At 72.1% G+C, this 11505-nt stretch carries 15 protein-coding genes; 10 read left to right on the forward strand and 5 right to left on the reverse strand.

The annotated features are described in order from the left end of the window. Positions 1 to 199: 199 nt before the first annotated feature. Both MKK88_RS14325 and MKK88_RS14330 read right to left on the reverse strand, forming a co-directional pair. Complete coding sequence (locus tag MKK88_RS14325) at positions 200 to 1135, reverse strand: prephenate/arogenate dehydrogenase family protein (RefSeq protein ID WP_244000751.1); 936 nt, start codon at positions 1133 to 1135, stop codon at positions 200 to 202. Continuing rightward, the gene (locus tag MKK88_RS14330) at positions 1128 to 2243 is read right to left on the reverse strand and encodes a pyridoxal phosphate-dependent aminotransferase (protein WP_244000753.1); all 1116 of its coding nucleotides are present in this window, start codon (positions 2241 to 2243) and stop codon (positions 1128 to 1130) included. The genes MKK88_RS14325 and MKK88_RS14330 overlap by 8 nt, the downstream gene beginning before the upstream one ends. A 172-nt stretch (positions 2244 to 2415) precedes the next feature. Between MKK88_RS14330 and MKK88_RS14335 the strand changes: the two genes are divergently transcribed. The 8 genes from MKK88_RS14335 to cysC all read left to right on the forward strand — a co-directional run bounded on the left by MKK88_RS14335 (position 2416) and on the right by cysC (position 7860). Beyond that, positions 2416 to 2712: a hypothetical protein gene (locus MKK88_RS14335; protein ID WP_244000755.1), complete on the forward strand. Its 297-nt coding sequence runs from the start codon at positions 2416 to 2418 to the stop codon at positions 2710 to 2712. Positions 2713 to 2855: 143 nt separating this feature from the next. Further along, positions 2856 to 3023: a hypothetical protein gene (locus MKK88_RS14340; protein ID WP_167627797.1), complete on the forward strand. Its 168-nt coding sequence runs from the start codon at positions 2856 to 2858 to the stop codon at positions 3021 to 3023. An 80-nt stretch (positions 3024 to 3103) separates the two neighbouring features. Then, positions 3104 to 3283: a hypothetical protein gene (locus MKK88_RS14345; RefSeq protein ID WP_244000756.1), complete on the forward strand. Its 180-nt coding sequence runs from the start codon at positions 3104 to 3106 to the stop codon at positions 3281 to 3283. A gap of 85 nt (positions 3284 to 3368) precedes the next feature. Next, positions 3369 to 3527 (forward strand): hypothetical protein, encoded by a 159-nt coding sequence (locus MKK88_RS14350; protein ID WP_244000758.1) that lies wholly within the window; start codon positions 3369 to 3371, stop codon positions 3525 to 3527. Positions 3528 to 3674: 147 nt separating this feature from the next. Further along, positions 3675 to 4880 carry a homoserine O-acetyltransferase gene (locus MKK88_RS14355; protein ID WP_244000760.1) on the forward strand — a complete coding sequence of 402 codons (1206 nt, stop codon included), beginning with the start codon at positions 3675 to 3677 and terminating at the stop codon, positions 4878 to 4880. Next, positions 4877 to 5581 (forward strand): methionine biosynthesis protein MetW, encoded by a 705-nt coding sequence (gene metW / locus MKK88_RS14360; RefSeq protein WP_244000762.1) that lies wholly within the window; start codon positions 4877 to 4879, stop codon positions 5579 to 5581. The genes MKK88_RS14355 and metW overlap by 4 nt, the downstream gene beginning before the upstream one ends. A gap of 440 nt (positions 5582 to 6021) precedes the next feature. Further along, entirely contained in the window at positions 6022 to 7143 is a 1122-nt protein-coding gene (locus tag MKK88_RS14365; RefSeq protein WP_244000764.1) for a hypothetical protein, read from the forward strand. 66 nt (positions 7144 to 7209) lie between these two features. Continuing rightward, positions 7210 to 7860 (forward strand): adenylyl-sulfate kinase, encoded by a 651-nt coding sequence (cysC, locus tag MKK88_RS14370; RefSeq protein WP_244000766.1) that lies wholly within the window; start codon positions 7210 to 7212, stop codon positions 7858 to 7860. A 185-nt stretch (positions 7861 to 8045) separates the two neighbouring features. On the opposite strand, the gene MKK88_RS14375 is transcribed toward cysC, so the two are convergent. From MKK88_RS14375 to MKK88_RS14385, 3 genes are read right to left on the reverse strand one after another with little or no spacing between them, the layout of a single operon-like run. Further along, positions 8046 to 9383, reverse strand: a complete 1338-nt coding sequence (locus MKK88_RS14375; protein WP_244000768.1) for a sensor histidine kinase — start codon at positions 9381 to 9383, stop codon at positions 8046 to 8048. Beyond that, positions 9380 to 10048: a response regulator transcription factor gene (locus tag MKK88_RS14380; RefSeq protein WP_244000770.1), complete on the reverse strand. Its 669-nt coding sequence runs from the start codon at positions 10046 to 10048 to the stop codon at positions 9380 to 9382. The genes MKK88_RS14375 and MKK88_RS14380 overlap by 4 nt, the downstream gene beginning before the upstream one ends. Positions 10049 to 10057: 9 nt before the next feature. Beyond that, a complete protein-coding gene (locus MKK88_RS14385; RefSeq protein ID WP_244000772.1) occupies positions 10058 to 10360 on the reverse strand; it encodes a PepSY domain-containing protein in 303 nt (100 codons plus the stop codon). Between the two features lie 111 nt (positions 10361 to 10471). Between MKK88_RS14385 and MKK88_RS14390 the strand changes: the two genes are divergently transcribed. Continuing rightward, positions 10472 to 11056: a thermonuclease family protein gene (locus tag MKK88_RS14390; RefSeq protein WP_244000774.1), complete on the forward strand. Its 585-nt coding sequence runs from the start codon at positions 10472 to 10474 to the stop codon at positions 11054 to 11056. Positions 11057 to 11271: 215 nt separating this feature from the next. Further along, a partial coding sequence (locus MKK88_RS14395) for a hypothetical protein (protein WP_244000776.1) occupies positions 11272 to 11505 on the forward strand: 234 nt, incomplete at its 3' end.

An 11505-nucleotide genomic window follows, 5' to 3' on the forward strand; every position in this document is an offset into this window, starting at 1 on the left:
GAAGGGGGTCGGGAGAGGGGAGCGACGCTGCCGGATAGGTCACGACGGGCCCCACGTCCTGAACCGTCGCGCTGCCCCTCTCCCGACCCGGCCTTACGGCTGGCCCACCCTCCCCCGCAGAGGGGGGAGGGAGATGCGCGGAGCCAATTGCTCCTCTTCTGCAACGGGTAAGGTGCGAACCCGCGGTTCGGCTAGCCCTCTATTCCTCCGGCGGCCGCGGCCGGCCGAAATCCGGGGCCGCCGTCTCCTGACCCAGCGCCACGATGCTGCGCCGGATCGCCCGGGTGCGGGTGAACATCGCGTGCAGCGCCTCGCCGTCGCCCCAGCGCACCGCCTTGGCGAGCGCTGAGAGATCCTCGTTGAACCGGCCCAGCATCTCCAGCACCGCGTCGCGGTTGTTGAGGAAGATGTCCCGCCACATGGTCGGGTCCGAGGCGGCGATGCGGGTGAAGTCGCGGAATCCGCTGGCCGAGAACTTGATCACCTCGGATTGCGTCGCCTCTTCCAGCTCCGCCGCCGTGCCCACGATGTTGTAGGCGATCAGGTGCGGCAGGTGGCTGGTGATGGCGAGCACGTGGTCGTGGTGATCGGCGCTCATCGTCTCGACATTGGCGCCCATCCCCGCCCACAGGGCCCGGACGGTGTCGATCGCCGCCGGGTCGGTACCCTCGGGCGGGGTCAGGATGCACCAGCGGCCCTGGAACAGGGTCGCGAAGCCCGCATCCGGCCCCGAGAACTCGGTCCCGGCGATCGGGTGACCGGGGACCAGGGCGACACCGTCGGGCAGGTGCGGCTGGATCGCCGCCACCACGGCGCCCTTGACCGAGCCGACATCCGACACGATCGCGCCCGGCTTGAGATGCGGCGCCATCTCGGCCGCCGCCGCGCCGATGGCGCCCACCGGGACGCACAGAATCACGAGGTCGGTGTCCGACGCGCCCTCCGCCGGGTCGCCGGTGACGTGATCGGCGATGCCGAGTTCCTGGACCCGGTCGCGCACGGCCGGGTCCCGGTCGACCGCCACGATCGTGCGGGCGAGGCCGTAGCGCCTTGCCGCCCGGGCGATCGAGGAGCCGATCAGCCCGAGGCCGACGATGGCGAGGCGGTCGATGGGGCCCCTGGATTCCTCAGGCATCGGCACCCCGCACGAAGTCGCCGAGCGCCGCCAGGAAAGCCGTGTTGGCCTCGGCGCTCGCCACCGTCACCCGCAGGGCGTTCGGCAGGCCGTAGGCGGTGACCCGCCGCGTGATCAGCCCGCGCTCGGTGAGGAACGCGTCCGCGTCCGCGGCCGAGCGACCGGGCTCATCGGGGAAGTGGATCAGCACGAAATTCGCCACGCTCGGCGTGACCTCCAGACCGAGCGCCCGGGCGCCCTCGGTGAGTTTCGGCAGCCACTCATTGTTGTGGGCGGCGGCGGCCGCCATGTGGGCCTCGTCGGCGATGGCGGCCGAGCCCGCGGCGATTGCCAGCCCGGAGACGTTGAACGGCCCCCGGATCCGGTTGACCGCGTCCACGACATGGGCCGGCGCGACCATCCAGCCGATCCGCACGGCGGCCAGCCCGTGGATCTTCGAGAAGGTCCGGGTCATCACGACGTTCTCGGATTCGAGCGCGAGCTCCAGTCCAGCCGAATAGTCGTTCGCCCGGACGTACTCGGCATAGGCGCAGTCGATGACGAGGAGCACCTGCGGCGGCAGGCCGGCGTGCAGGCGGCGGATCTCGTCGAACGGCAGATAGGTCCCGGTCGGGTTGCTGGGGTTCGTGACGTAGACGATCCGGGTCCGCTCCGTGACCCGGGCCAGGATCGCGTCGACATCGGTGGTGTAGTCCCGCTCTGGCGCCACCACGGCCTCGGCGCCCGAGGCCAGGATGGCGATCCGGTAGACCAGGAATCCGTGCTCCGAATAGATGCCCTCGCTTCCCGGCCCGCCATACGCGTAGGCGAGGAGCGACAGCAGCTCGTCCGAGCCCGCGCCGCAGACGATCCGCTCGGGATCGAGCCCGTAGCGCTTGGCGATGGCGGTGCGCAGGGCGGTGGCGCGCCCGTCCGGGTAGGTCTCGAGCTTGGCGGTCGCCTCGTGGAGCGCGGCCAAAGCCGCGGGGCTCGGGCCGAGGGGCGTCTCGTTGGACGAGAGCTTGTAGACCGTGCCGCCTCCGGGCCGCCCGCTCTTGCCGGGCACGTAGGTGTCGATCGCCAGGACGCCGGGGCGCGGTTCCGGGCGGGCGGGTTGCGGGGCGGGCATTGCGGGGCGACTCGGGATGCGCGGTGCGGAGGTGGGTTCGCGCCCGTCTACAACATTTCGTTTGCCGGTGAACCCGCCGGTCTTGGTCGCGGTCGCCGATCGCGGCTCCATCCCCGTGCGTCGGTCTCGCCCTACCTGTCCCGATGTCACCAGACTGCGAAGGACGGAAGCCATGCCCCTCACACGCTACTTGGACGGCGGCGCCCACATCCTGCCCGCCGATGACTCCCTGATCCGCTTTGCCATGACCAACGGCGAGCGGGTGATCGGGATCGACGTGCCGATCCCGGTGCTGCGCCAGCATTTTGGCGGTGGGGCCGACGTGGCGGCCCTCGACCTGTTCGCGCGCAATCAGGCGGCGATCGAGGCGGCGGCCAGCCGGGCCTATGACCGGATCGAGACGCCGAACGACCTGCTCGACATGGGGCCGGAGGATTTCGAAACGGGGCCAGCCCAAGACAAGCTCTGACGGCGATGATCCATCTGCGGCCACCGCGGCAAAACCGGCGACGCGCAAATGCCGCGGGGCACGCGCCACGTTTCGGCCCGTTGAATCCGGAGACAGGGCGCAACGGGCGCGCCGCGCCCTGTATTTGCGTGGATGGTTCGAGAATGCCCGGTGACCTGATCCCCTGCAGTCTGTTTCTGATCGGGATCCTCACCTCGGTCGCCGCGGATTGCCGCCTGCGGCGCGCCGAGGCGGCACCCTGGGCCAATGGCTGCATCACGGCAGCCGGTGCCGCCCTGGTCTTCGCCGCCTGCGCGGCGGCGATGCGTTGAGGAACTGCCAGCCATCGAACCGACTTCTCCACCGGATTTGACGGCCGGGCAGTGACCGGCGGCGGTGGGGTGAGGGTGTCATGGTTTCGTTGCAGGCGCTGGCCGGCTGCACCCTCGTGCTGGCCGGCCTCCTGATCGAGAACGTCGCTAGCCGGCACTGGTGGGCGGGGGTCGGAGCCGACCGGCTGGACGCCCGCGCCGCGCTCGCAGTGGCACTGCCGGCCCTGGGGCTGGCGCTGATGGCCGCGCCGATTGCCTGAAGGCCAGCGGGGGGCACGTGCTCGGCCGCACTGCGACGCTTGGCAGCGCGATCTAGACCTCCGTCGTCACAGGACGGAGGGGGACATGAGCCAGGTTTTCGATAGCGTCCGGGATGGTGCGGCCTGCATGGTCGAGCCCGCCTGGATGCGGACCCAGCGGGCCCTGGCGTCGGCCACGGCAGACCGATCGGTTGGCACCGTCTGGGCGGCGCGCGTATCCGTCTGGCACACCGGCAATCGGTGAAGCGGCATCGGCGGCGTGCGTTGACGCTCGCCGCCCCGCGCATTACCTCCGAACCCTCGCTGGCCGCATCGGGCGAGGGCGGCGCGTCAGGCGAAACCGTGCTCTCCCGGATCGGCCCGCTCGGAGACACGGTCGTCAAGACCCGCCATGGACACCCAACCGGACACGGCCCTCCGGCCGGACCCGATCGACGAGCCGACCCGGCGCGCCTCCGAGCGCTCGCAGGCGCTCGACCCGAAGAGCCCCGTCGCCCGATTCGGCGCGGACCGGCCGCTGCTTATGGATGCGGGCGTCGAACTCGCGCCGTTCCAGATCGCCTACCAGACGGCCGGCACCCTCAACGCCGCGCGCTCCAACGCGGTGCTGATCTGCCACGCGCTGACCGGTGACCAGTACTTCGCCCAGACCCATCCGGTGACCGGCAAGGCCGGCTGGTGGGAGACCCTGGTCGGCCCCGGCAAGCCGATCGACACGGACCGCTACTTCGTCGTCTGCTCGAACGTCATCGGCTCCTGCATGGGCTCCACCGGCCCGGCCTCGATCGATCCCGCGACGGGCCGGCCCTACGGGCTGAACTTCCCGCTGGTGACGATCCGCGACATGGTCCGCGCCCAGGCGATGCTGCTGGAGCATCTCGGCGTCCAGGACCTGTTCCTGTGCATCGGCGGCTCGATGGGCGGGATGCAGGTGCTGCAATGGGCGGCGCTCTATCCCGAGCGCGTCTTCGCCGCGATGCCGATCGCCACGGGCCCCCGCCATTCGGCGCAGAACATCGCGTTCCACGAGGTCGGCCGGCAGGCGATCATGGCGGATCCCGCCTGGGCGGATGGGCGCTATCTCGAAGCCGGCACGCGCCCCGCCAAGGGCCTCGGCGTCGCCCGGATGGGCGCGCACATCACCTATCTGTCCGAACCGGCGCTCCACCGGAAGTTCGGCCGTCGCTTCCAGGGCGGCTCGGCGCCGACCTTCTCGTTCAACGCCGACTTCCAGATCGAGAGCTACCTGCGCCACCAGGGCCTGAGCTTCGTCGAGCGGTTCGACGCCAACGCCTACCTCTATCTCACCCGGGCAATGGATTATTTCGACCTCGCCGAGGACCATGGCGGCGTGCTCGCCAACGCGTTCCGGGGCACGAAGACTCGCTTCTGCGTGATCTCCTTCACCTCGGACTGGCTGTTCCCGACCCGGGAATCCCGGGCGATCGTCCACGCGCTCAATGCCGCTGCGGCGCCGGTCGCCTTCGTGGAGGTGGAGAGCGACAAGGGTCACGACGCCTTCCTGCTCGACGAGCCGGCAATGTTCTCCGCCGCCCGCGGCTTCATCGACGCGGCCGCCCGGGCCCGCGGCCTATGAGCGGATCGGCTCTCGGAAAGATCACCCACGGCGCGCCCTGGGAGAGCGCGGATGCCCTCCCCCATGCCGGAGAGAGCGGTGCGCCGCGGGTCGACCATCTCGTGGTGCTCGGCCTCGTCCCGGCGGGCGCCCGGGTCCTCGATATCGGCTGCGGCGACGGCTCGCTGCTGGCACTCCTGCGCGACCGGCGGGGCATCGACGGGCGCGGGATCGAACTGTCCCGGGAGGGCGTGAATGCCTGCCTCGCCCGGGGCCTCTCGGTGATCCAGGGCGACGCCGACACCGACCTCGCCAATTATCCGGACGACGCCTTCGACGTGGTGGTCCTGTCCCAAACGATTCAGGCGACCCGCAACCCGCGGATCGTGCTGGAGCACCTGCTGCGGATCGGCCGACAGGTGATCATCTCGTTCCCGAATTTCGGGCATTGGCGGGTCCGGTCGGAACTCGCCCTGCGCGGGCGCATGCCGATCACCGAGATCATGCCGGATGCGTGGTGGGAGACGCCCAACATCCACCATTGCACGATCCGCGACTTCGTCGGGCTCTGCCGGCTGATCGGCGCCCGGATCGAGCACGCCACGGCGCTCAACGCCCGCGGCCGGCCGATGCGGTTCTCGATGCCCTGGTGGGTCTGGAACCTGTTCGGCACACAGGGCGTGTTCCTGCTCCGCCGCGACGGTGCCGAGGGTGGACGCTAGGGGCTCGCCCCCGATCGCGTTGCACACGGTACACGCACAAGCCTGAAAAGCCTTGATCCGGCATTCCAACCCTCCCCCTCATCCTGAGGTGCCGGAGCGAAGCGGAGGCCTCGAAGGAGCCCTCCAGGGATCGCGCCGCTGGCTGGAGCCCTCCTTCGAGGCCCGCCGACGCGGTCACCTCAGGATGCGGTGGAGGGTTGGATGCGATCGGGCCCTGTCGTGTCGCTTCGGTCGTGCGAGCGGTATCCATTCACGACATACCCCGAAATAGACCAGAAACGGAGCTTGGCTATTTCTGGTCGCGTTCCCGTGATCGGACCGTGATTACGGATCTACTCGGTTATCGTCTCGGCTAAACCCGTCCGCGCTCGCGCGTGGACTGTGCCCTGCCGCGCTGACATCGGCCGATGTCTTAGATTCCAACAGGGTCAAACAGACACGTGCGACGCGCAATCGTGCATATCGGGATGCCGCGGACCGGCTCCACCGCGTTCCAGGAGGTGCTGGCGCGGCTGCGTCCGCGCCTCGACGCCGTCGGGATCTGCTATCCGAAGCTTGCTGCGCCGGGCGCCCCGGACAGCCTCGACGTCAATCACCACCGGCTCGGCCAGGGGCTCGACCGGCGCCGTCCCGAGGCTGAGCGCCGTGCCGGCCTCGCGCGGCTGGACGAGGCCCTTGCCACGACCCGGGCGGATACGCTGATCCTCTCCTATGAGGATTTCGCCGTGCAGCGGGCACGCTGGCGCGTCCCAGAGATCCTGGCCGAGATCTGCGCGCGGCATGGCTTCGCCCTGGAGACGGCCCTCGTCGTCAAGCCGCAGGCCGAGCAGCTGGCCTCCGCCTACGCCCTGCGGACCCAGGTCGTCTCCGAGGGCCGCACCTTCCGCGGCTTCCTGGGCGTCGAGGGCGCCTCCGGGCGCTACGATTACAGGGCCCTGCTGGAGACATGGCGGCGGGCCTCGCAGGGCCGCGTGACCGCCGTACCGTTCCGCGACCGCCGGTCGGACGCGCCGCTGCTCGCGCGGCTGATCGGCGATCTCGGCCTGCGCGATCGGCTCGCGCCGCTGTTGACCCCGGCCGACCTCGAATACCGGACCAACCGCAGTTCCGGACCGCTCGCCGTCGAGGCCGCGCGCTGCCTGTACCGGCACGGCGTGCACCGGCAGGTGATCGGGCATCCCCGGCAACTCGGCCATGTCGTCGATCGCTGGGCCTGGGCGCGGGGGCTGGATTCGGATCGGTTCCGCGGCGACGCGCCGGAGGGTCTGGCCCGGGTCGCGGGGCGCTACGCCGCCGCCAACGAGGGCTTCGCCGCCGCCTGCTGGGGCCGGCCCTGGGATGCGGTCATCGAGACCGCGCCGGCCGCGCCCCCGAACGAACTCGCCGGCCGGCCGGTCGCGCCGGAGACGGAGGCCCTGATCGCCGCGATGGTGCGGGCCGCGATGGATCACGCCGCCTTCCGGCCACCCCCCGCGTGGCGCCGCCGGGCGGCCCACCTGCTGGAGGACGTCAAGGAGCGCGTCGGCGACGCGGTGGGATACCCGGCTTGGCGCGTGCCCTGACGCGACTGTCGCGCCATTCGACAACCGGTACCGCGACCGCCGCGGACGATGCCTCAAGCGACGGATATGTGCGCCTTGCAGACGATCCCAACCGATCCCCGTCCGGGCCGCGTGACATGGCACCACCTCCAGCCCCGGGAGGACCGGTGGGCGCGCCTGGGCCAGGGGCCGGTCATCGCGTGGTTGACCGGCCTGTCGGGGGCCGGCAAGTCGACCCTCGCGGCGGCCGCCGACCGGACGCTGGTGGCAGCCGGCCGGCACAGCGCGGTCCTCGATGGCGACAACCTCCGCCATGGGCTGAACGCCGACCTGACCTTCACGGCGCAGGACCGGTCCGAGAACGTCCGCCGCACCGCCGAGGTGGCACGCCTGATGGCCGAGGCGGGCTCGGTGGTGATCGTCTCGCTGATCTCGCCCTACCGCGCCGACCGGGCGCTGGCCCGGCGGATCGCGGGCGATATCCCGTTCGTCGAGGTGTTCGTCGATACCCCGCTCGGCCTGTGCGAGGCCCGCGATCCGAAGGGCCTGTACCGGCTGGCCCGGGCCGGCCGGATCCCGGACTTCACCGGGATCTCGGCCCCCTACGAGGCGCCGGAGCGGCCCGACCTGACCCTCGCCACGGAGGGCCGCACGACGCAGGCCTGCGCCCGAACCTTGAGCGCGCTGCTCATGCGCCTGAGCCGGCCGGTCGAGGGCAGGGTGAAGCGGAGGCGGTGAACGGTCGAGGGTCCGCACCACCGCCATCAGCCAACCCAACCCCTCATCCTGAGGTGCCGCAGCGCAGCGGCGGCCGCGAAGGAGCCCACCAGGGGCGGAGCGGCTGGCTGGGGCCCTCCGTCGAGGCCCGCTGACGCGGGCACCTCAGGATGAGGGGGTGGATTGGATGCGCGCTCGTTCTCCCTTCACCTGCCCGGCCACGTCAGCTCCGCCCGCAGGCCCCCCAGCTCCGACCTGCCGAAATCGAGCTGCGCCCCCGCAGCCTCGGCGACGTCCCGGGCGATCGCGATGCCGAAGCCGGTGCCGGGCCGCGTCTCGTCCCAGCGCTGGCCGCGGCCGATGCCGGCGATCGCCGCCGCGCTCATGCCGGGGCCGTCATCCTCGACAGCAAGGCTCTGGGGCCCGGATTCCGTCTGCCCGGTGACCCGCACACGGCGGTGGGCCCATTTCCGGGCGTTGTCGAGGAGGTTGCCCAGCACCTCCATCAGCTCACCCTCCTCCCCCGGATAGGCGAGCGCCTCCGGAACCGAGACCGCCCAGTCAAGGGAATCGCCCTCAGGCAGCCGGCGCATCGTCGCGACGAGCCGCTCCGCCACCGGCGCCACCCGGCAGGAGCGCCGCCGCAGGTCGCCGGAGGCGGCGATTCGCGCCCGGGCGAGGGCCCGCTCCACCTGTCCGCCCATCGCCCGGGCCTGCTCGGCGATCTCGGCCGAGAGGGTGGGATCGGCGGTGTCGGTCCGGCGCGCCAGGGCGTCGAGCACGGCGAGCGGCGTCTTGAGGCCGTGAGCCATGTCGGCGGCCGCGTCCCGGGCGCGGATCAGCGCCCGCTCCTGCACGTCGAGCAGCCGGTTGAGGTCGGCGACCAGCGGCCGGACCTCGTCGGGGAAATGCTCCGGCAGCCGCGTCCGCGTCCCGGCATGGACCGCCAGGAGATCGGTCTGCAGCACTCGGAACGGCGCCAGGGCCCGGCGCACGAACAGCGCCATTGCCAGGGTCAGCACGACGAACAGCGCGACCAAGGCCGGGACGAGCAGGCGCAGGAAGGTCGTACGGCTCGCCGCGAGGTTGCGCCGATCCTCCGCCACGATCACGCGCAGCTCGGTTTCGGCGCCCTGCGGCCCGATCGTCAGCGGCTGGACCACCGCGATGAGGCGACCGCCATCGGGCCCGGTCGTGTCGATGGTCGCGGGCGGCTTCGCACCCGCGCCGACATCCAGGCTCCTGTCCCAGAGCGAGCGCGAGCGCAGGACGTGCGATCCCGCCTCAACCTGCCAGTAGAGGCCGCCATAGGGTGTCGCGAAGCGTGGGTCGGGCGGCTCCCGGGAGAGGGTCGGGCTCCCGTCCGGCGCAAGGCTGACCCGCCCGGCGATGAGCTTGGCGGTCCGGTCGAGGGCGTCGGCGGTGCGCGCGTCGAGCACTTGGTCGAGGATCACGGTCAGCCCGATCCCGGCGAGCACCAGCGCCAGGGCGATCAGAGCCGCCGCCGCGAGGCCGAGCCGGAGGCGGAGCGAATTCCGCTTCACGGGCCGTCCGCGGCCGGGACGCAATAGCCCAGGCCGCGCCGCGTCTCGATCACCCCCGGGCCGAGCTTGCGGCGCAGGCGGGTGAGCAGCGCCTCCAGGGCGTTGGCCTCGCGTTCGGTGCCGACCCCGTGGAGGTGGTCGAGCACTTCGCCCGCGGGAACGACCTGGCCCGGCCGGTGCAGCAGGAACGACAGGAGTCGGTATTCCAGGGCGGTCAATTCGGTCGGGCGGCCGTCGACGCTGACCGCCCGGGTGCGGGTGTCGAGCTCCACGGTGCCGGCGCGCAGGATCGGCGAGGCGTGGCCAGCGGTGCGCCGGAGGATCGCGCGCAGGCGGGCGACCAACTCCTCCATCCGGAACGGCTTGACGAGGTAATCGTCGGCCCCGGCATCGATGCCCTCGACCCGCTCGCGCCAGCCGTCCCGGGCGGTGAGGATCAGCACCGGCAGGGCGATCTCGGAGGCCCGCAGCCGCCGCAGCACGCCGAGCCCGTCGAGGCGCGGCAGGCCGAGGTCGAGCACCAGGGCGTCGTAGGGCTCGGTCTCGGCGCGGAACCACGCGGCCTCCCCGTCCGCCACCACGTCGGCGACGTAGCCGGCCCGCTCCAGGCCCTGGCGGATGTCGGCGGCGATGCGGGGCTCGTCCTCGACGATCAGGACGCGCACGGATGCCCCTCAATCATCGTCGTCATCGTCCAGAACCTTGGCCGAGCGGGCATCGACCTTCACGGTCCGGCGCTTCCCGTCGGCGCCGAGGATGCGCAGCTTGTAGCGCCAACGCCCGTCGTCGCGCTTGAGATCGACCGATACGACATCGCCCGGCACCGCTTCCCGGGCGGCACGCAGGATCTCGTCGAGGGGGCGGATCTCGCCCTTCTCCAGGGCCTGGCGGGCGCGGTCGGCGTCCTCGGAGGCGGAGGCCGGGGCGCCGGCGAGGAGGCCGAGCAGGCAGAGGCAGGCGGCGCGACGGACGTTCATGCGGGTACGCGGTAGCGCGCTCTGCCTGACGGGAGGCTGACAGGCGCCGTCAGGCTGGCGGGGCGGGGCTTCGGCACAAGGGGTCCATACCCCGTCCGGAGACTTCAAACCATGTCACTGATCCTCGGTGCCCTCCTTGCCTGCGCCGCCGGCGTTGCCGGCACCCTCCTCTGCCCGGACCACAAAGCCGGCCGGTCGCGCCTGCCGCTGCTGGCGGCGCTGCTGGCGGGCGGCCTCGCGTGGCACGCCCCCGCCCGGGCCGGCGAGATCCTGCAGGGCTCCGCCGAGGTGATCGACGGCGGGACCCTGCGTGTCGGGTCGCGTCAGGTCAGCCTGTCCGGCATCGTCGCGCCGGATACAGATCAGACCTGCTCGGATGCGCAGGACCGGACCTACGCCTGTGGCCGGGACGCCGCCCGGACGCTGGCCGGCCATATCGGCGGGGCAGCGGTCGCCTGCGAGCCGCACGGCGGCGGGGACACCGTCGTGGCTTTGTGCCGGATCGGCGATGAGGATCTCGGCGCCTGGATGGTCGCCCAGGGCTTCGCCGTGCCCGAGCGCGACGCCGCGCCCGCCTACGCGGCGGCCGCCGACCGGGCGTGGGGGCGGCGCCTCGGCCTGTGGTCGGGGGTGTTCCAGGACCCGGCCGAACGCCGCCGCCGTCACGCCGCGGCGGGGCTGCGCGACGCGGGCTGAGGTCATCCCGGGTTTCGAAAGGGCGAGCCCTTTCGCGGGTGCAGGGCGGAGCCTTGCTGTCGGGCTCCGCCCGATGGGGGCTCCGCCCCGGCACCCCGCCAAAGGGCGCGACCCCTTGGGATCCCACGATCCCGGGGCGGCCACGCTGGGGAACGCTCCCTGGCGCGCCCGGTTGGTCCGATGAGTCCAGCTCGCCGATGAACCGCGGAGATCCCGTGAGACGCCTGACACGCACCATCCTGCTCGCAGGCATTCTCACCTGCGCCGCGGGGAGCACCTATGCCGCGGAGGGCAAGAATGCCGGCCGCAAGGACGACGCGCCCACGACCAGCATGGGCGCCGGCGGCCTGACCGGCACCGGCGCCACCCGGGACGGGGCTCGCACCGCGACCGACACGGCACCGAAAGGTGGCGCGAAGCCGCCCTCGGCACCGGCGGCGGGCACCACC

It is taken from the genome of Methylobacterium sp. E-005 (assembly GCF_022829725.1).
Classification (GTDB): domain Bacteria; phylum Pseudomonadota; class Alphaproteobacteria; order Rhizobiales; family Beijerinckiaceae; genus Methylobacterium.

Excerpts from the sequence above, each read along its gene's own strand:
- MKK88_RS14325 (WP_244000751.1), bottom strand. The coding sequence starts at position 1,135 with ATGCCTGAGGAATCCAGGGGCCCCATCGACCGCCTCGCCATCGTCGGC.
- MKK88_RS14330 (WP_244000753.1), bottom strand. The coding sequence starts at position 2,243 with ATGCCCGCCCCGCAACCCGCCCGCCCGGAACCGCGCCCCGGCGTCCTG.
- MKK88_RS14335 (WP_244000755.1), top strand. The coding sequence starts at position 2,416 with ATGCCCCTCACACGCTACTTGGACGGCGGCGCCCACATCCTGCCCGCC.
- MKK88_RS14340 (WP_167627797.1), top strand. The coding sequence starts at position 2,856 with ATGCCCGGTGACCTGATCCCCTGCAGTCTGTTTCTGATCGGGATCCTC.
- MKK88_RS14345 (WP_244000756.1), top strand. The coding sequence starts at position 3,104 with ATGGTTTCGTTGCAGGCGCTGGCCGGCTGCACCCTCGTGCTGGCCGGC.
- MKK88_RS14350 (WP_244000758.1), top strand. The coding sequence starts at position 3,369 with ATGAGCCAGGTTTTCGATAGCGTCCGGGATGGTGCGGCCTGCATGGTC.
- MKK88_RS14355 (WP_244000760.1), top strand. The coding sequence starts at position 3,675 with ATGGACACCCAACCGGACACGGCCCTCCGGCCGGACCCGATCGACGAG.
- metW (WP_244000762.1), top strand. The coding sequence starts at position 4,877 with ATGAGCGGATCGGCTCTCGGAAAGATCACCCACGGCGCGCCCTGGGAG.
- cysC (WP_244000766.1), top strand. The coding sequence starts at position 7,210 with ATGTGCGCCTTGCAGACGATCCCAACCGATCCCCGTCCGGGCCGCGTG.
- MKK88_RS14385 (WP_244000772.1), bottom strand. The coding sequence starts at position 10,360 with ATGAACGTCCGTCGCGCCGCCTGCCTCTGCCTGCTCGGCCTCCTCGCC.
- MKK88_RS14390 (WP_244000774.1), top strand. The coding sequence starts at position 10,472 with ATGTCACTGATCCTCGGTGCCCTCCTTGCCTGCGCCGCCGGCGTTGCC.